This window comes from Streptomyces sp. GL_140 (assembly GCF_057834465.1).
Map to the genome: position 1 here is coordinate 4,265,850 of NZ_CM174404.1, position 17,069 is coordinate 4,282,918.

16 protein-coding genes are annotated in these 17,069 nt (G+C 68.9%); 8 read left to right on the forward strand and 8 right to left on the reverse strand.

The annotated features are described in order from the left end of the window. Nucleotides 1-7 precede the first annotated feature (7 nt). Genes AC3IYJ_RS19900 through AC3IYJ_RS19910 form a run of 3 tightly spaced genes read left to right on the forward strand, consistent with a single transcriptional unit; the run spans nucleotide 8 to nucleotide 2,605 of the window. Complete coding sequence (locus tag AC3IYJ_RS19900) at nucleotides 8-895, forward strand: GNAT family N-acetyltransferase (protein WP_489402626.1); 888 nt, start codon at nucleotides 8-10, stop codon at nucleotides 893-895. A gap of 17 nt (nucleotides 896-912) precedes the next feature. After that, complete coding sequence (locus AC3IYJ_RS19905) at nucleotides 913-1,377, forward strand: GNAT family N-acetyltransferase (RefSeq protein WP_489402627.1); 465 nt, start codon at nucleotides 913-915, stop codon at nucleotides 1,375-1,377. Between the two features lie 55 nt (nucleotides 1,378-1,432). After that, nucleotides 1,433-2,605 carry a winged helix DNA-binding domain-containing protein gene (locus tag AC3IYJ_RS19910; protein ID WP_489402628.1) on the forward strand — a complete coding sequence of 391 codons (1,173 nt, stop codon included), beginning with the start codon at nucleotides 1,433-1,435 and terminating at the stop codon, nucleotides 2,603-2,605. A gap of 30 nt (nucleotides 2,606-2,635) precedes the next feature. Here AC3IYJ_RS19910 and AC3IYJ_RS19915 read toward each other — a convergent pair whose 3' ends face one another. Both AC3IYJ_RS19915 and dnaB read right to left on the reverse strand, forming a co-directional pair. After that, nucleotides 2,636-4,033 carry a serine hydrolase domain-containing protein gene (locus AC3IYJ_RS19915; protein ID WP_489402629.1) on the reverse strand — a complete coding sequence of 466 codons (1,398 nt, stop codon included), beginning with the start codon at nucleotides 4,031-4,033 and terminating at the stop codon, nucleotides 2,636-2,638. A 10-nt stretch (nucleotides 4,034-4,043) separates the two neighbouring features. Continuing rightward, nucleotides 4,044-5,507 (reverse strand): replicative DNA helicase, encoded by a 1,464-nt coding sequence (gene dnaB / locus AC3IYJ_RS19920; protein WP_489402865.1) that lies wholly within the window; start codon nucleotides 5,505-5,507, stop codon nucleotides 4,044-4,046. Nucleotides 5,508-5,958: 451 nt separating this feature from the next. On the opposite strand from dnaB, the gene AC3IYJ_RS19925 reads away from it, so the two are divergent. Next, a complete protein-coding gene (locus AC3IYJ_RS19925; RefSeq protein WP_489402630.1) occupies nucleotides 5,959-7,296 on the forward strand; it encodes an MATE family efflux transporter in 1,338 nt (445 codons plus the stop codon). A gap of 106 nt (nucleotides 7,297-7,402) precedes the next feature. Here the strand turns inward: AC3IYJ_RS19925 and rplI are convergent, their stop codons facing one another. The 4 genes from rplI to rpsF all read right to left on the reverse strand — a co-directional run bounded on the left by rplI (nucleotide 7,403) and on the right by rpsF (nucleotide 9,118). Further along, nucleotides 7,403-7,849 carry a 50S ribosomal protein L9 gene (gene rplI / locus AC3IYJ_RS19930; RefSeq protein ID WP_330297420.1) on the reverse strand — a complete coding sequence of 149 codons (447 nt, stop codon included), beginning with the start codon at nucleotides 7,847-7,849 and terminating at the stop codon, nucleotides 7,403-7,405. A gap of 18 nt (nucleotides 7,850-7,867) precedes the next feature. Continuing rightward, nucleotides 7,868-8,104, reverse strand: coding sequence for a 30S ribosomal protein S18 (rpsR, locus tag AC3IYJ_RS19935; protein ID WP_005315025.1), 237 nt, complete (start codon nucleotides 8,102-8,104; stop codon nucleotides 7,868-7,870). A 43-nt stretch (nucleotides 8,105-8,147) separates the two neighbouring features. Further along, a complete protein-coding gene (locus AC3IYJ_RS19940) occupies nucleotides 8,148-8,753 on the reverse strand; it encodes a single-stranded DNA-binding protein (RefSeq protein WP_489402631.1) in 606 nt (201 codons plus the stop codon). A gap of 74 nt (nucleotides 8,754-8,827) precedes the next feature. Then, nucleotides 8,828-9,118: a 30S ribosomal protein S6 gene (rpsF, locus tag AC3IYJ_RS19945; protein WP_004950685.1), complete on the reverse strand. Its 291-nt coding sequence runs from the start codon at nucleotides 9,116-9,118 to the stop codon at nucleotides 8,828-8,830. A 250-nt stretch (nucleotides 9,119-9,368) separates the two neighbouring features. On the opposite strand from rpsF, the gene AC3IYJ_RS19950 reads away from it, so the two are divergent. The 3 genes from AC3IYJ_RS19950 to AC3IYJ_RS19960 all read left to right on the forward strand — a co-directional run bounded on the left by AC3IYJ_RS19950 (nucleotide 9,369) and on the right by AC3IYJ_RS19960 (nucleotide 12,039). Next, nucleotides 9,369-9,692, forward strand: a complete 324-nt coding sequence (locus AC3IYJ_RS19950; protein WP_489402632.1) for a hypothetical protein — start codon at nucleotides 9,369-9,371, stop codon at nucleotides 9,690-9,692. Nucleotides 9,693-9,823: 131 nt separating this feature from the next. Further along, nucleotides 9,824-10,942, forward strand: a complete 1,119-nt coding sequence (locus tag AC3IYJ_RS19955) for a lipid II:glycine glycyltransferase FemX (RefSeq protein WP_330297423.1) — start codon at nucleotides 9,824-9,826, stop codon at nucleotides 10,940-10,942. 65 nt (nucleotides 10,943-11,007) lie between these two features. Further along, a complete protein-coding gene (locus tag AC3IYJ_RS19960) occupies nucleotides 11,008-12,039 on the forward strand; it encodes an alanine racemase (protein ID WP_489402633.1) in 1,032 nt (343 codons plus the stop codon). 1 nt (nucleotide 12,040) lies between these two features. On the opposite strand, the gene AC3IYJ_RS19965 is transcribed toward AC3IYJ_RS19960, so the two are convergent. Further along, nucleotides 12,041-13,501 (reverse strand): glycosyltransferase family 87 protein, encoded by a 1,461-nt coding sequence (locus AC3IYJ_RS19965; protein WP_489402634.1) that lies wholly within the window; start codon nucleotides 13,499-13,501, stop codon nucleotides 12,041-12,043. Nucleotides 13,502-13,592: 91 nt separating this feature from the next. Next, on the reverse strand, nucleotides 13,593-16,148 hold the full coding sequence (locus AC3IYJ_RS19970; protein ID WP_489402635.1) for a transglycosylase domain-containing protein: 2,556 nt from the start codon (nucleotides 16,146-16,148) through the stop codon (nucleotides 13,593-13,595). 273 nt (nucleotides 16,149-16,421) lie between these two features. On the opposite strand from AC3IYJ_RS19970, the gene AC3IYJ_RS19975 reads away from it, so the two are divergent. Then, the gene (locus AC3IYJ_RS19975) at nucleotides 16,422-17,024 is read left to right on the forward strand and encodes a PadR family transcriptional regulator (protein WP_327253820.1); all 603 of its coding nucleotides are present in this window, start codon (nucleotides 16,422-16,424) and stop codon (nucleotides 17,022-17,024) included. Nucleotides 17,025-17,069: the final 45 nt, after the last annotated feature.

The following is a 17,069-nucleotide window of genomic DNA, read 5'->3' on the forward strand; positions in this document are numbered from 1 at the left end:
TGGGGCTGTGACACCACCCCATCTCACCGCCCCGCCGATCCGCGCACTGACTGTGGACGACCTCCATCACTGCGCCGATCTCTCCGAAGACCGCGGCTGGCCCCGCGAGGATCACAAGTGGGGGCTGCTGCTCGCCTCCGGCCACGGCTACGGCATCGAAGCCCCGGACGGACGGGGGCTCGCGGCGGTCTGCGTGGTCACCCTGTACGGCCCCGACCAGGCGGATCCCGAACTGGCCGCCATCGGCATGGTCCTGGTCGCCGAACGCTACGCCCGCCAGGGGCTCGGCAGACACCTGATGACCTACATCTGCGACGACGTCCTCAAGGGCATCCCCCTCACCCTGCACGCCACCCCATACGGCCGCCCTCTCTACGAGGAGCTCGGCTTCGACACCACGGGACGTGCCGAGATGCTCCGGGGCGCCTTCCGCCCGGATGCCGGTGCGCCCGACCCGGGTACCGTCCCGGTCCGGCCGGCCACCGCCGAGGACATCCAGCGGATCCTCCGGCTGGACGGCGAGGTCTTCGGCACCGACCGGACGCACCTGATCATCCGGCTGCCCGCCTTCACCGACCGGTTGCTCGTCGCCGAGGACCCCTCCGGCGAGCTGATCGGCTACGGAGCCATCTGGCCCAACATGGAGACCCATGTCATCGGGCCGCTGGTCGCCCGGGACACCGCCACGGCCCAGGCTCTGGTCACCGCGCTGGCCGCCGCCACCGACCGGCCGCTGCGCACCGATGTCGACGTGCGCCACGAAGAGTTGCTCGGCTGGCTCAAGGACCGGGGCCTGGACTCCGTTGCCTTCAATGCCGTCATGACCCGGAACATCCCCGGCCTGCCCGGTGACTGGACCCGCCGATGGGCCCCGCTCACCGTGGCGGCAGGGTGAGCGAGGAGCACCACACCATGACCGGAGAAGACTCCGACCTGATCATTCGCGCGGCCGTCGAGGAGGATCTGCCCGCGATCGTCGCGATGCTCGCCGATGATCCGCTCGGCATGACCCGGGAGTCCCCGGACGATCTGGCCCCCTACGTGGCGGCGTTCGAGCGGCTGGCGGGCGACCCGCACCAGCATGTGGTCGTCGCCGTCCGAGCGGGCCGCGTCGTCGGCACACTCCAGCTGACGATCGTCCCCGGGCTCTCCCGCAAGGGAGCCGCGCGTTCGATCATCGAAGGTGTGCGCGTCCATGTGGACGAGCGCGGCAGCGGTCTCGGCACCCGGTTCATCGAATGGGCGATCGAACAGTCCCGTGCCGAGAACTGCAGCCTCGTCCAGCTCACCTCGGACATGGCCCGCATTGATGCCCACCGCTTCTACGAACGGCTCGGCTTCACCGGCTCCCACGTGGGGTTCAAGCTCCAGCTCTGAACCGGTCCGTGCGTAGGCCGGGCCCCTGTCGGCGGCCCGGCCTACGATCGGGAGGATGAGCCTCCCCCGCGTCACCGACGCCGAGCGCCGCAACCGGCTCGGCCGCCGGCACCGCCTCGCGCCGTCCGCCCGCGCCACCGATGTGCCCCAGGTCGCGGACGCCGTCATCGGCCTGCACGCCACCGACGCTTCGACGGTCTTCCTCTCGGCCCGCGCCCGGCTGAGCGAGGGCGAGCCCTCCGTGATCGAGCGGGCCCTCTACGAGGACGTGAGCCTGGTACGGCTGCTCAGCATGCGCAACACGCTCTTCGCCGTCTCCACCGAACTCGCGCCGTACGTGGACTCCTCCACGGCGCGGGCCATCGCCGCGAAGGAGCGCCGTACTCTCCTCAAACACCTCCACGAGGACGGCCAGGGTCTCGACGCCGACTGGCTGGCGCGGGCCGAGGCCGCCGCGCTGGACGCGCTCGACACCCGGGGACCGTCCACCGGCAGCCAGCTCTCCGCCGCCGTACCCGCCCTGCGACAGAAGATCACCGTCTTCCCGGGCAAGAAGTACGAGACCGAGACGGGCGTCGCCGCCCGCGTCATCCGGCTGCTCGCCGCCGACGGCCGGATCCGCCGCGACCGGCCCCGGGGGTCGTGGACCTCCAGCCAGTACCGCTGGGTGCACACCGAGCCCTGGCCAGCCATGCCCGCGGCCGATGCCCGCGCCGAACTCGCCCGCCGGTGGCTTCACTCCTACGGTCCGGCCACCGAAGCCGACCTCAAGTGGTGGACCGGCTGGACCCTCACCGATACGCGCAAGGCCCTCGCGGCCGTCGCCCCCGACGAGGTCCGGCTGGACAACGGCTCCACCGCGTTCGTCGGTCCCGGCGACATCGAACCCGTACCCGCCCCGGAGCCCTGGGCCGCCCTGCTGCCCGCTCTGGACCCGAGCGCGATGGGCTGGGCCGACCGCAGCTTCCATCTGGACCCCGCGCACCGCACGGCCCTCTTCGACCACGCCGGCAACATCGGGCCCACCGTGTGGTGGAACGGCGAGATCATCGGCGGCTGGGCGCAGCTCCCCGACGGCCGGATCGTCCACCGGCTGCTCGCGGATCCGGGCCGCTCCGCCGGAAAGACGATCGCGACGGAGGCCGAGCGGCTCGGCTACTGGCTCGGGGAGGCCCGTATCACCCCGCGCTTTCGCACCCCGCTGGAGCGTGAACTCGTAGCCGGATGAGGGCGGCCCGCCCGACCGTCCCTTTCGGATCTAGCCGATGCCCCGCCAGCCCTGCGGGTCGACCCCGCCGGGTACCGGAGCCTGGGCGTCATACGGCTCGCGGGTGAACACGAACGAGCCGAGGTCGAGGTGGCTCACCGACCCGTCCGGCCGCCTCACGGCCCGCAGCGACTCACCCGCGTAGTAGCCGTTCAGCCCGGTCCAACTGCCGTCCGGCTCGGCCCGGAAGCGGGCGGACCGCCCGCTTGCGGCCGCCGGGCCCAGCTCGAGGAACCCGTCGTAGGTCAGCCGTACGACCTGGGCCGACGTACCCCAGTACCAAGGGCCGCACAGCTCCAGAGCGACCGGATCGGCCTCCCGGAGCGGACGCCAGGGCTCGGGCAGGCGCGGCTCGGCCTCCGCGACGATCGCCACCAGATCGGCAGCCAGGGTGGAAGCGGGCAGCCCCGAGGTGCAGTTGGCCAGCACCACCGCGGCGACGTCCTGCGCCTCGCTCAGCCACAGGCCGGCCACGAAGCCCGGAAGGGACCCGCTGTGCCCCGCGAGCCTGTGCTCGCCGTGCTGCGTCAGCTGCATCCCGAGTCCGTACCCGAGGTCGGCGAGACCCGGCTCCGGGGGAGTGGCCGACGTCCGCATCTCCCGTGCCGACTCGGCGCTCAGCACGCGCGCGTCGCCCCGTACGAGGAAGGCCGCGAACCGCGCCAGGTCACCGGTGGTGGACCACAGCTGGCCGGCCGGGGCCATCAGCCCCAAGTCTTCCGCGGGTTCAGGCATCATCACGTCCGCCCACGGGTGCACCGCCCAGCCGCCCGCGGCCGGTGCCTGCGGCTGCGCCGTCGTGCGCGTCAGCCCCAGCGGCTCCAGCACCTCGGCCCGCAGCACCTCTTCCCACGGCTTCCCGCGCACGGCCTCCACGACCGAACCCAACAGCGTGTAGCCCGGGTTGGAGTAGTGGTGGCGCCGACCCGGCTCGAACCGGAAGGGCTGCTCGCCGAGCACGTCCGAGAGCTCCGGGCGCATTGCACCCGGCGTCCGCTCCCACCACTCGCCGGGGGTCTCCGCAGCCAACCCGCCCGTGTGGGACAGCAACTGGCCGATGGTCACCTCTCCGACCCCCGTGGCCGCACCCGCGCCCGGCAGGAACTTCTCCACCGGATCACCGAGCGCCAGCAGCCCCTCGTCGCGCAGGCGCATCACCAGAACGGCGGTGAACGTCTTGGTGATCGACCCGATCCGGTACTGGACGTTCCCGTCGGGTCCATGCCCGTCGACCATGGTCCGGGAGCCCTCCCAGACCACCTCTCCGCCCCGCACCACGGCCGCCACCAGGGACGGCGCCCGGCCGTCGCGCTGCGCGACGGCGATCCGGCGCAGGAGCGCGCGCCGGGTCGCGGGGAGGAGGACAAGATCTTCAGATACGGCATCCATGGGGCGGATGCTACGTGTTGGCCATGTCCACGAACCGCGAATAGTGACCCTGGAAGGCGACGGTGATGGTCGCCGTCGGACCGTTACGGTGCTTCGCCACGATCAGGTCCGCCTCACCCGCGCGGGGGGACTCCTTCTCGTACGCGTCCTCGCGGTGCAGCAGGATCACCATGTCGGCGTCCTGCTCGATCGAGCCGGATTCACGCAGGTCGGAGACCATCGGCTTCTTGTCGGTGCGCTGCTCGGGACCACGGTTCAGCTGGGACAGCGCGATCACCGGCACCTCCAGCTCCTTGGCCAGCAGCTTGAGGTTTCGGGACATGTCCGAGACCTCCTGCTGGCGGCTCTCGGGACGGCGCGAGCCGCCCGACTGCATCAGCTGGAGGTAGTCGATGACCACGAGCGAGAGGTCGTTGCGCTGCTTGAGCCGACGGCACTTGGCGCGGATCTCCATCATCGACAGGTTCGGGGAGTCGTCGATGTAGAGGGGGGCCGCGGAGACGTCCGGCATCCGGCGGGCCAGCCGGGTCCAGTCGTCGTCCGTCATGGTGCCCGAGCGCATGTGGTGCAGGGCCACCCGGGCCTCCGCCGAGAGCAGGCGCATCGCGATCTCGTTGCGCCCCATTTCGAGGGAGAAGATGACGCTGGGCAGGTTGGCCTTGATGGAGCAGGCACGGGCGAAGTCCAGCGCGAGGGTGGACTTACCCATGGCGGGGCGGGCCGCGATGACGATCATCTGGCCGGGGTGCAGACCGTTGGTCAGCGAGTCCAGGTCCGTGAAGCCGGTCGGGACTCCGGACATCTGGCCGCTGCGCGAGCCGATCGCCTCGATCTCGTCGAGGGCGCCCTCCATGATGTCGCCCAGCGGCAGGTAGTCCTCGGAGGTCCGCTGCTCGGTGACGGCGTAGATCTCCGCCTGGGCACTGTTGACGATCTCGTCGACGTCCCCGTCGGCGGCGTAGCCCATCTGCGTGATCTTCGTACCGGCCGCGACCAGCCTTCGCAGGACGGCCCGCTCGTGGACGATCTCGGCGTAGTACTCGGCGTTCGCCGCCGTCGGAACGGACTGGACCAGGGTGTGCAGGTACGGGGCCCCGCCGACCTTGCTGATCTCGCCGCGCCGGGTCAGTTCGGCGCTGACGGTGATCGGGTCGGCCGGCTCGCCCTTGGCGTACAGGTCGAGGATGGCCTGGTAGATCGTCTCGTGCGACGGGCGGTAGAAATCGTGGCCCTTGAGCACCTCGACCACATCGGCGATGGCGTCCTTGGACAGCAGCATGCCGCCGAGGACGGACTGCTCGGCGTCGAGGTCCTGAGGCGGGACGCGCTCGAAGCCGCCGCCTCCGCCGTCCCAGGAGCCCGACTCGCGCCCTCGGTCCTGCTCCTCGTCCCCGCGGCCGCGGCCTTCGCCGTTACGGCGCGAACGGGCGGGCAGACGGTCTCCTGGACCGCTGTCGGCCCAGGGGTCGTCCATGGGCTCGGACATGCTCACCGGGCCACCTCCTCCGTCCGCAACGCGGACATCGCCGTGCCACTCTTTCTACGACACGGCTCTGACATTTGGGGCACCCGAATCGGCTCTCGGCGAGTCGGACAACGAACCACGGTAGGGCCGGGAGCGGCGTCAGCCAATCTTGTTATCCACAGGCTGTGTGGATGAGATGTGGATGACGGCACCAATGCTGTGGGTAACTCCCCCGAAGCTGTGTACGGACCGGGGGACGGCGCTGTGGACAAAATCACCAGACCCACCCCTCCACCCAACCTGACCTGCAATTTCTCCCTCCACTGACTGTGGGTGAGAAAAATATTCGCCACTGTCTCAAGATCGCCTCCAATGAGGTGGGACGAACGCGCGAATCGGCATGCAAGTAAGGACCTAAAGAGGGTTGTGTCTATTACCTGTGGAAGATTAGATTGAGCACATGAGACAGGCCCCCGCAGCGCCGAAGGCTGCCCCGAGACGACACGACCGCGAGATCCTCGCGCTCGCCCTCCCCGCCTTCGGCGCGCTCGTCGCCGAACCCCTCTTCGTGTTGGCCGACAGTGCCATCGTGGGGCACCTCGGGACCCCCCAGCTGGCCGGTCTCGGCATCGCGGCGGCCTTGCTCACCACCGCCGTGAGCGTCTTCGTCTTCCTCGCCTACGCCACCACTGCGGCCGTGGCCCGCCGCGTCGGCGCCGGAGACCTCCAGGCCGCCATCCGGCAGGGCATGGACGGCATCTGGCTCGCCCTCCTGCTCGGCGCCGCCGTCATCGCCGTCGTGCTGCCGACGGCACCCTCCCTGATCTCCCTCTTCGGTGCCTCCGACACCGTCGCCCCGTACGCGATCACCTATCTGCGGATCTCCGCCCTCGGCATCCCCGCGATGCTCGTGGTGCTCGCCGCCACCGGAGTCATCCGCGGCCTCCAGGACACCCGGACCCCGCTCTACGTCGCCATCGGCGGCTTCACCCTCAACGCGGCCCTGAATGTCGCCCTCGTCTACGGCGCGGGCCTCGGCATCGCCGGCTCCGCCTGGGGCACGGTGATCGCCCAGTGCGCCATGGCCGCCGCCTACCTGACCGTGGTCGTCCGCGGCGCCCGCCGGCACGGCGCCTCCCTGCGTCCCGACGCGGCGGGGATCCGGGCCTGCGCCCAGGCAGGTGTCCCACTCCTGGTCCGGACCCTGTCCCTGCGCGCCGTCCTGCTGATCGCCACCGCCGTCGCCACGCGCCTTGGCGACGCCGACATCGCAGCCCACCAGATCCTGCTCTCCCTGTGGAGCCTGCTCGCCTTCGCCCTCGACGCGATCGCGATCGCGGGGCAGGCCATCATCGGGCGCTACCTCGGTGCGGGGGACATCGAGGGCGCCAAGGCCGCCTGCCGACGCATGGTGCAGTGGGGGATCGCATCGGGCATCGTCCTGGGCATCCTGGTGATCGCGGCCCGTCCCCTGCTCATCCCGCTCTTCACCAGCGACCCCGTCGTCGAGGACGCCCTGCTGCCCGCCCTGCTCGTGGTGGCCTTCTCCCAGCCCGTCTCCGGCATCGTCTTCGTCCTCGACGGGGTGCTGATGGGTGCCGGTGACGGCCGCTACCTGGCCGGGGCCATGCTGCTGACCCTCGCCGTGTTCACACCGGCAGCCCTGCTCGTCCCGACCCTGGGAGGCGGGCTGACGGCCCTCTGGGGCGCCATGACGCTGATGATGCTGGTCCGGATGGTCACCCTCCAGCTGCGCACCCGCTCGGGCCGCTGGCTGATCGCGGGGGCGACCCGCTAGACCTCGGAGCGTTTCACGTGAAACACGCGCGATGTTTCACGTGAAACATCGCGAGAACGACGAAGGGCCGCACCCCTGTGGGGGTGCGGCCCTTCATGCGCAGCCCTTAGGCGGCGACGACCTCGACGCCCACGTTCGCGACCACGTCGGCGTGCAGACGCACGGAGACCTGGTAGGAACCGAGGGTCTTGATCGGGGAGCCCAGCTCGACGCGACGCTTGTCGACCTTCGGGCCACCGGAAGCCTCGACCGCCGTGGCGATGTCGGCCGGCGTGACGGAACCGAAGAGACGGCCGGCGTCACCCGCACGGGTGGCCAGACGGACCTTCACGGCCTCGAGCTTGGCCTTGAACTCGTTGGCCTGCTCGATGGTCGCGATCTCGTGGATCTTGCGGGCGCGGCGGATCTGCGCCACGTCCTTCTCGCCACCCTTGGTCCAGCGGATCGCGAAACCACGCGGGACCAGGTAGTTGCGAGCGTAACCGTCCTTGACGTCGACGACATCGCCGGCGGTGCCGAGGCCAGAGACCTCGTGGGTCAGGATGATCTTCATTATTCGGTCACCCTTTCCTTATCGCGCGGTGGACGTGTAGGGCAGCAGCGCCATCTCACGGCTGTTCTTCACAGCCGTGGCGACGTCACGCTGGTGCTGCGTGCAGTTGCCGGTGACGCGGCGGGCACGGATCTTGCCACGGTCGGAAATGAACTTCCGCAGCATGTTCGTGTCCTTGTAGTCCACGTACGCGGTCTTGTCCTTGCAGAACGCGCAGACCTTCTTCTTAGGCTTGCGCACAGGCGGCTTCGCCATTGTGTCTCTCCTGTGAAATCAAGAAGTGGGGGTTCGAGCTGCCCTAGAAGGGAGGCTCGTCCGAGTAGCCGCCGCCGGAGCCGCCGGTGTTGCCGGAGCTTCCGCCCCAGCCGCCACCGCCGCCGCCCTGCTGCGAGCCGCCGGCAGGCGCGCTGGAAGCCCACGGGTCGTCGGAGGGAGCTCCGCCGCCCTGGGGACCGCCGCCACTGGGGGCTCCGCCCCAGTTGCCACCGCCGCCACCCTGCTGCTGACCGCCGCCGCCGTATCCACCCTGACCGCCGCGACCGGTGGTCTTGGCGACCTTGGCCGTGGCGTTCTTCAGACTGGGGCCGACTTCCTCGACGTCCAGCTCGTAGACCGTGCGCTTGACACCCTCACGGTCTTCGTACGACCGCTGCTTCAGTCGGCCCTGCACGATGACGCGCATGCCTCGCTGAAGGGACTCGGCGACGTTCTCAGCCGCCTGACGCCAGACCGAGCAGGTCAGGAACAGGCTCTCGCCGTCCTTCCACTCATTGGTCTGCTTGTCGAAGGTGCGGGGAGTGGACGCGACACGGAACTTCGCGACCGCCGCACCCGAGGGGGTGAAGCGCAGCTCGGGGTCGTCGACGAGATTGCCGACGACCGTGATGACGGTCTCGCCTGCCATGGATGAACCTCTCGGCGGGGATTTGCTGCTGGGCTGCTGTTGCTACTCGGTCCCGATTACCGCTGAACCGAAGTTCAGTGGGTCTCGGGGCGAAGGACCTTGGTCCGGAGAACCGACTCGTTCAGGTTCATCTGTCGGTCAAGCTCCTTGACGACCGCAGGCTCGGCCTGGAGGTCGATGACCGAGTAGATGCCCTCGGGCTTCTTCTTGATCTCGTAAGCGAGACGACGACGGCCCCAGGTGTCGACCTTCTCGACCTTTCCGTTGCCCTCACGGACGACAGAAAGGAAGTTCTCGATCAGCGGGGAGACAGCGCGCTCCTCGAGATCGGGGTCGAGGATGACCATCACTTCGTAGTGACGCATGTGGAACCCACCTCCTTTGGACTCAGCGGCCACGGTCGTTCCGTGGCAGGAGGGTCGTGATGCGTGCGCACGGCATCCGCAGAGCAGATACCGCGCAGCTGTACAGACTACCCCGTCGACTCCTTCCGGTTGAAATCCGGCACCAGGAGGCCACAATCTGTATGCATCGGGTGTGCTCGGTGCTAGGCCTCTGGCTCCTGCCGGGGGCGGCCCGCAGCACCGCTCTGCTGCAGCCAGGAGGTGCCTTCCGATGGCACAGGCAATGCGACGCCAGTCCACGCCCCCGTCGATCTCGCTCTTCGCGACGGACGGCAAGCCCCATCCGCTCCAGGACACCCTGGTGGCGGTCACTCTGATCCTCGGCGCCGTGGCGTTCATCACGGCGTTCTTCCACAATCTGCACCTGCTCAGCTCGTGGACCGGGCTGATCGGGATCCTCACCGGTGCCTACGGACAGTTCATCTCGGAGACGACACGCGAGCGCTTCGCACTGATCGTCGGCCTTGGCGCATCGGGCATCGGCTTCTTCCTCGGCATGGCGCACGGCGGGCTCTTCGGCGGCTGGCTGGGCTGACCGGCGTACCTCCGCGACGGGGCGCCGGCCTCCCACCGGCCCAGGCCCGGCCTGTCCCCCAGATGGGTGGTGCCCTTGTCGCAGTAGGCTTCGCGCCATAGCCAGCGAAGCCGCCGGAGGAGACGCCCCGCATGAGCCTGTCCCTGAGGACCATCAGCCGAGAGCAGCATCTGGGCTATCTCCAGAGCCTGCCCTCGGCTAGCCACTGCCAGGTCCCGGCGTGGGCCGACGTGAAGAACGAGTGGCGTTCCGAGAACCTCGGATGGTTCGACTCGTCCGGCGAACTCGTCGGCGCCGCCCTCGTGTTGTACCGCCAGCTCCCCAAGGTGAAGCGGTACCTCGCGTACCTTCCCGAGGGCCCGGTCATCAACTGGTACGCCCCCAATCTCGAGGAGTGGCTCCAGCCGATGCTGGCCCACCTCAAGCAGCAGGGCGCCTTCACCGTGAAGATGGGCCCGCCCGTCGTCATCCGCCGCTGGAACTCCGCCGCCATCAAGGCCGGTATCCAGGACCCGGAGGTCAAGCGCCTGCGTGACGTGGAGGCTTCGCACATCGAGCCCCGCGCTTTCGAGGTCTCCGACAAGCTGCGCCGCATGGGCTGGCAGCAGGGCGAGGACGGCGGCGCCGGATTCGGCGACGTGCAGCCCCGCTACGTCTTCCAGGTACCGCTGGCCAACCGCTCGTTGGACGACGTCCTCAAGGGCTTCAACCAGCTGTGGCGCCGCAACATCAAGAAGGCCGAGAAGGCCGGCGTCGAGGTCGTCCAGGGCGGCTACGAGGACCTGGCGACCTGGCAGCACCTGTACGAGATCACGGCCGAGCGCGACAAGTTCCGCCCGCGTCCGCTCGTCTACTTCCAGCGCCAGTGGAAGGCCCTCAACGCCGAGGACCCCAACCGCATGCGGCTGTACATCGCCAAGCACGAGGGGGAGCCGCTGGCCGCCGCCACGATGCTCACCGTCGGCCAGCACGTCTGGTACTCGTACGGCGCCTCCGCCAACCACAAGCGCGAGGTCCGCCCCTCGAACGCCATGCAGTGGCGCATGCTGCGCGATTCGTACGCGCTCGGCGCAAGCGTCTACGACCTGCGCGGCATCAGTGACACCCTGGACGAGAACGACCACCTGTTCGGTTTGATCCAGTTCAAGGTCGGCACGGGCGGCGAGGCCGTCGAGTACGTCGGCGAGTGGGACTTCCCGCTCAACAAGCTGCTCCACAAGGCGCTCGACATCTACATGTCCCGCCGCTGATCCACCCCCCTCCACACACCGCACCGCTGCACCACGCAGCTTTTCGAGAGAGGCCCCGGACGGGCATGGCGCTCACGCTCTACGTCGACACCGCGCGCTGGCGTGCGCACCAGAAGCAGATCCAGGACCAGTTCCCCGGGATGATCCCGGTCTGCAAGGGCAACGGCTACGGCTTCGGCCACGAGCGGCTCTGCGAGGAGGCGACCCGGATGGGCGCCGACGTCCTGGCCGTCGGGACGACGTACGAGGCCGCCAGCATCAAGGACTGGTTCGGCGGGGACCTGCTCGTCCTGACCCCGTTCCGGCGCGGTGAGGAGCCGGTGCCGCTGCCGGACCGGGTCATCCGCTCGGTTTCCTCTCTGGACGGGGTCCGGGGTCTCGTCGGCGCCCGCGTCGTCATCGAGTGCATGAGCTCCATGCGTCGGCACGGCATCTCGGAGCAGGACCTCGGCCAGCTGCACTCGGCGATCGACGACGTCCGGCTGGAGGGCTTCGCCCTGCACCTGCCGCTGGACCGCCCGGACGGCTCGGACGCCGTCGAGGAGGTCATCGGCTGGATGGACCGGCTGCGTGCGGCCCGGCTGCCGCTGCACACCATGTTCGTCAGCCACCTGAACTCCTCGGAGCTGGGCCGCCTCCAGCAGCAGTTCCCGCAGACCCGCTTCCGGGCCCGGATCGGCACCCGGCTCTGGCTGGGCGACCACGAGGCGACCGAGTACCGGGGTGCGGTCCTCGACGTCACCCGCGTCGCCAAGGGCGACCGGTTCGGCTACCGCCAGCAGAAGGCCGCCTCCGACGGCTGGCTGGTCGTGGTCGCCGGAGGTACCTCGCACGGCGTGGGCCTGGAGGCCCCCAAGGCCCTGCACGGGGTGGTGCCGCGCGCCAAGGGCGTGGCCCGGGCCGGACTGGCCACGGTCAACCGGAACCTGTCGCCGTTCGTTTGGGCCGGCAAGCAGCGCTGGTTCGCCGAGCCGCCGCACATGCAGGTGTCCATCCTGTTCGTGCCCTCGGACTCTCCCGAGCCGAAGGTCGGCGACGAACTGGTGGCGCACCTGGGTCACACCATGACGCAGTTCGACCGGGTGGTCGACGCCTGAGTCAGTCCTCGGGGCCCGCGCCCCACTCGACCCGCCGTCCGTCCGAAGGCGCCGCGTACTGCGGCGCCTTCGCCGTTTGCGACAAGGTGAACACGTCCTCGGCGCCGTCCAGGACGCCACCGGAGGGGTCGTCCGAACCGTCGCGCCGCACCACGTCGCGCTCGGGCAGCATGATGTCCCGCACGACCACGGCGCACAGGTAGAGCGTGCACAGCAGATGGGCCGCGATCGCCAGCTGGTAGCCCTCCAGGGGCAGGCCCTGGTGCTTGTCACCACTGGTCGTGTAGGCCAGGTAGAACCAGATCCCCAGGAAGTAGACGACCTCGCCGGCCTGCCAGATGAGGAAGTCCCGCCAGCGCGGCCGGGCCAGCGCGGCGAGCGGGATCAGCCACAGCACGTACTGCGGCGAGTAGACCTTGTTGACCAGGATGAAGGCGGCCACGAGCAGGAAGGCCAGCTGCGCGAAGCGGGGGCGGCGGGGGGCGGTCAGCGTGAGCAGGCCGATGCCCGCGCACAGCAGCAGCGTCAGGCCGGTGGCGTAGGTGTTGGCGTCCGTCAGCGGGTTCCCGGAGCGCTGGGAGATCAGCAGCCACACGGATCCGAAGTCGATGGGCCGCTCCTGGCTGAAGGTGTAGAACTTCGTCCAGCCTTCCCAGGCGAAGAGCATGACGGGCAGGTTCACCACGAGCCACGAGGCGACCGCGCCGCCGACCGCCGCACCGAAGGCGCGCCATTTCCCAGCCCGCCAGCAGAGCACGAACACGCCCCCGAGCAGCAGTACGGGGTAGAGCTTGGCCGCGGTGGCCAGGCCGATCAGGATGCCGAAGGCCAGGGGCCGGCTCCGCGACCACATGAGCATCGCGGCGGCCGTCAGGGCGATGGCCAGCAGGTCCCAGTTGATGGTCGCGGTGAGCGCGAAGGCGGGTGCGAGGGCGAAGAGCAGGGCGTCCCACGGCCGCCGGCGGTGGGTACGGGCCACGCACACGGCGATCACGGCGGCGCAGGCCATCAGCATGCCCGCGTTGACCATCCAGTACATCTGCTCCCGGTGCTGCATCGAGCCGCTGCCCGGGGTCAGCCAGGAAGCGACCTCCATGAAGAGCCCGGTGAGCACCGGGTACTCCAGGAACTGCATGTCGCCGGGGATCCGGTCGAAGTAGGGCGTGAGGCCGTCGGCGAATCCGCGTACGACGTAGAGGTGCGGGATGTCCGAGTAGCAGGCGTGGGTGTACTGGGACCCGGCCCCGCGGAACCACGCCCAGTCGTAGCAGGGCAGCTTCTGCACCATTCCGAGCGCGAACATCCCCAGGGCCACGAGCACCACGACGCGCACCGGGGTCAGCCAGTGGCCGCCCAGCCGGGCGTAGCGGCCGAGCGGGCCGCCGATGAGCTCGCTCCCGGCGGCGGCCACCTCGTCCTGCTGGGTGGGCAGTACGGGGCTGTCCTCGTGCACCTTCGTCATGCGCACATCCTGCCGTACCGCGCCGGACATGGGAGAGGGCCGTCGCACTTGGTGCGACGGCCCTCTGCGGCCTTGCTTCGGGACGGTGGGATCAGCCGCCCGTGGACCCCCCTATGGGGAAGCCTCCGGTACCGCCGCCGTTCGTCGTGCCTCCCGGTCTGCCGCCCGTCTTGGTGGGCGTGGGCGAGGGCGAGACGGTTGCGCTGGGGCTGGCCCCCGGGTCGCAGATCTCCCACGGCTTGCAGGAGGGCTTGCCGCCCTTGGAGGGGGTCGGGGACGGAGACGGCTGCTCCATCGAGGGGGAGGGCGACGCAGACGGGGCCGTGGACGCGGACATCGAGGGGGAGGGCGAGGGAGCGCCGGAGGCGTCCGCGACGACGCCGATCTTGTCGGGCTCGGGGAAGTCCGTCTCCGGAACGCCGTTCAGCGCTTCCTTCATGTACTTGACCCAGATCTCGGCGGGGATGTCACCACCGTGAAGGGACGGGATGTTGCCCACGCCCTTCATCGAGATCAGTTCCTTCTTCTCCGCGTTGGGGTCCGAGCGGAAGAGGGTCACGGAGGTGGACAGCTCGGGCGTGTAGCCGACGAACCAGGCCGACATGTTGTCATCGGTGGTACCGGTCTTGCCCGCCGCGGGCCGGCCCAGCTTCTTCGCCTTGGTACCGGTGCCGTTCTCGACGACGTTGCGCAGGACCTTGGTGATGTTGTCCGCGATCGTGTTGTCCATGGCCTGCTGCGCCTTGGGCGCCTCGAAGCCGGGCACCGGGCTGCCGTTCTTCTCGACCTTGGTCACGGAGTACGGCTCGTGGTGGGTGCCGGAGCCGGCGAAGGTGGCGTACGAGTCGGCCATCCGGATGGCGCTGGGCGTCGAGGTGCCGAGCGCGAAGGAGGCGTTGTCGTTCGGGTCCATCGTCTCCGGGAGGATGCCCGAGGCCTTGGCGACGTCCCTGACCTTGCTGTGGCCCACGTCGAAGACGAGCTGGGCGAACGGGACGTTGATGGACTTCTCCATCGCCTCGTTCAGGGTCACGTACCCGTAGGCCGTCGGGCTCTCGTTCTTCTGCTTGAACGGCTTGCCCGAACCGTCGCGCAGGGGCTTGCCGTCACGGTTGTTGATCACCGTGAGGTCGTTGGCCATGTACTTGCTGTCGGCCGAGATCCCCGAGCCGTTCGAGTTCTGCGTGCCGTACTCCATGGCCGCCGCCAGCACGAACGGCTTCCAGGTCGAGCCGACCTGGACACCGGAGGTGTTGGCGTTGTTGTTGAAGTACTTCTTGTCCATGCCCGGGCCGCCGTACAGGGCGACGATGGCTCCGGTCTTCACGTCCACCGAAGAAGCGCCGAACTGGACGAAGGTGTCGGTGTCGGGCCGCTTCTTCTCGTCGATCAGTCCGTCGCGGGTCTCCTCGACGGCCTTGACCAGTGCGTCCACCTTCGGCTTCTGGAAGGTGGTGTGAATCTGGTAGCCGCCCTTGGCCAGGTCGTCGACCGAGATGCCCTTGTTCTTCGCCATGTAGGCCTTGGCCGTCTCGACCAGATAGCCGATCTGACCGGACATGCCCTTGGCCTGGGCGGATTCGACGAACTTGGGGAACTCCTTGAACTGGTCCCGCTCGGACTGCTGCATGCGCCCCACCGTGACCTCACGGTCCAGCACCCAGGCCCAGCGCTTCTTGGCGCGTTCGGTGTTGGCCTGGGGCGTGGCCGCGGTGCCGATGCCGCCGTCCGGGTTGTAGAGGTTGGGGCCCTTGAGCACGGCGGCGAGGAAGGCGCTCTCGGATGGCGTCAGCTCCTTGCAGTCCTTGCCGAAGTAGGCGCGGGCGGCCGCCTGGATCCCGTACGCGTCACGACCGTAGTAGGCGGTGTTCAGGTACCCCGCGAGGATCGTGTTCTTCTCCGCGCTCACACCGAGCTTTATCGAGATGAAGAGCTCGGTGACCTTGCGCTTGAGCGTCTGGTCGGAATCCAGGTACGTGTTCTTCACGTACTGCTGGGTGATCGTCGAGCCGCCCTGTGTGGACCCGCCCTTGGCCATGTTCCACACGGCACGGGCGATACCCATCGGGTCGACGCCCTTGTCCGATTCGAAGGACTCGTTCTCCGCCGCGATCACGGCGTTCTGCATCGACCGGGGGATGTCTCCGATGGGTACGATCTGGCGGTTCACGGATCCACCGGTCGCGACCATCTGCGTGCCATCGGCCCAGAAGAAGACGTTGTTCTGCGCTGCCGCCGCCTTGTTCTCGTCGGGGGTGTTGACCATGGCGATGCCGATGCCGGCGCCCGCGATGATGATCGCGAAGAAGCCGAAGGCCGTGCCGCTGACGAGCTTCCAGGACGGAACGAAACGCTTCCAGCCTGCCTTGTCCGAGCGCGGGTAGTTGATGAACCGCTTGTCCGGGCGGCCCGTGCCGCGTCCGGCCTTGGCGGCGCCCCGGCCCCGCCCCTCCGGTTGTCCGGCCGATCTGCGGTTGCCGGCTCTGCCTCCAGGGCCAGGCTGCTCCGGATACGGCCCGCTCGGTGACGAGGTGGGGACGTCGTGTCCGGACCCGGCGCCCCGTCCGGGGCGCTGCTGGGCAGCCTTGCGGGCCGCGGCGCGGCCGCCTCCTTGGGGCTGTTGCGGTTTGCGGCGGTGCTCGCTCATCGAACGACTACTCCTCGGGCAGGCGAGTGGCCTGGAAGCGGCAGGTGAGTTCCGGTCCCCCCGGTGTCATGGCGCACAGACTACGCACGCTCAAAAGCCCCTCAGTGCCGAAGTTCATCCCAAACCAGGCAACTTGCCCCGTGTGAATTGGTGATGTGACGCCGGTCACCGTGTTGCGACTTGTAGCCGGGAGCGGCCCGTTCTATCGTCTGGATGTATCGAGCCGATACATCAGCTCGACATAAACACTCCGAGGCGGAGGGAGGCAGGCGGATGAGCAGGCGCTCAGGCATCCTCGAGTTCGCCGTACTCGGCCTGCTTCGCGAATCCCCCATGCACGGCTACGAGCTGCGCAAGCGGCTCAACACCTCGCTGGGGGTGTTCAGGGCGTTCAGTTACGGAACGCTCTATCCCTGCCTCAAGACGCTCGTCACCAACGGCTGGTTGATCGAAGAACCGGGCAATGCCCCGGAAGACGCTCTCGCCGCTTCACTCGCAGGGCGCCGCGCCAAGATCGTCTACCGGTTGACGGCAGCAGGCAAGGAGCACTTCGAGGAGCTCCTCTCCCACACGGGCCCCGATGCCTGGGAGGACGAGTCTTTCGCCGCACGCTTCGCTTTCTTCGGCCAAACCGAACGAGAAGTACGCATGCGGGTCCTGGAAGGCCGTCGCAGCCGGCTTGAAGAGCGCCTGGAGAAGATGAGTGCCTCGCTCGCCCGCACTCGCGAGCGGCTCGACGACTACACGCTCGAGCTGCAGCGCCACGGCATGGAATCCGTGGAGCGCGAAGTGCGCTGGCTGAATGAGCTCATCGAGAGTGAGCGGGCGGGACGGGATCAGAGACGACCCGGTCCGTCCGACGAAACTGCAAAATGAGGCCTGCATCTCGCAGACCTCGTCCGAGAACAAACAGGGAGCAAC

What these genes read in the sequence shown, in the direction of transcription:
- AC3IYJ_RS19905 (WP_489402627.1), top strand. Translation starts at nt 913, where the DNA reads ATGACCGGAGAAGACTCCGACCTGATCATTCGCGCGGCCGTCGAGGAG.
- AC3IYJ_RS19910 (WP_489402628.1), top strand. Translation starts at nt 1,433, where the DNA reads ATGAGCCTCCCCCGCGTCACCGACGCCGAGCGCCGCAACCGGCTCGGC.
- AC3IYJ_RS19915 (WP_489402629.1), bottom strand. Translation starts at nt 4,033, where the DNA reads ATGGATGCCGTATCTGAAGATCTTGTCCTCCTCCCCGCGACCCGGCGC.
- dnaB (WP_489402865.1), bottom strand. Translation starts at nt 5,507, where the DNA reads ATGGACGACCCCTGGGCCGACAGCGGTCCAGGAGACCGTCTGCCCGCC.
- AC3IYJ_RS19925 (WP_489402630.1), top strand. Translation starts at nt 5,959, where the DNA reads ATGAGACAGGCCCCCGCAGCGCCGAAGGCTGCCCCGAGACGACACGAC.
- rplI (WP_330297420.1), bottom strand. Translation starts at nt 7,849, where the DNA reads ATGAAGATCATCCTGACCCACGAGGTCTCTGGCCTCGGCACCGCCGGC.
- rpsR (WP_005315025.1), bottom strand. Translation starts at nt 8,104, where the DNA reads ATGGCGAAGCCGCCTGTGCGCAAGCCTAAGAAGAAGGTCTGCGCGTTC.
- AC3IYJ_RS19940 (WP_489402631.1), bottom strand. Translation starts at nt 8,753, where the DNA reads ATGGCAGGCGAGACCGTCATCACGGTCGTCGGCAATCTCGTCGACGAC.
- rpsF (WP_004950685.1), bottom strand. Translation starts at nt 9,118, where the DNA reads ATGCGTCACTACGAAGTGATGGTCATCCTCGACCCCGATCTCGAGGAG.
- AC3IYJ_RS19950 (WP_489402632.1), top strand. Translation starts at nt 9,369, where the DNA reads ATGGCACAGGCAATGCGACGCCAGTCCACGCCCCCGTCGATCTCGCTC.
- AC3IYJ_RS19955 (WP_330297423.1), top strand. Translation starts at nt 9,824, where the DNA reads ATGAGCCTGTCCCTGAGGACCATCAGCCGAGAGCAGCATCTGGGCTAT.
- AC3IYJ_RS19960 (WP_489402633.1), top strand. Translation starts at nt 11,008, where the DNA reads ATGGCGCTCACGCTCTACGTCGACACCGCGCGCTGGCGTGCGCACCAG.
- AC3IYJ_RS19965 (WP_489402634.1), bottom strand. Translation starts at nt 13,501, where the DNA reads ATGACGAAGGTGCACGAGGACAGCCCCGTACTGCCCACCCAGCAGGAC.
- AC3IYJ_RS19970 (WP_489402635.1), bottom strand. Translation starts at nt 16,148, where the DNA reads ATGAGCGAGCACCGCCGCAAACCGCAACAGCCCCAAGGAGGCGGCCGC.
- AC3IYJ_RS19975 (WP_327253820.1), top strand. Translation starts at nt 16,422, where the DNA reads ATGAGCAGGCGCTCAGGCATCCTCGAGTTCGCCGTACTCGGCCTGCTT.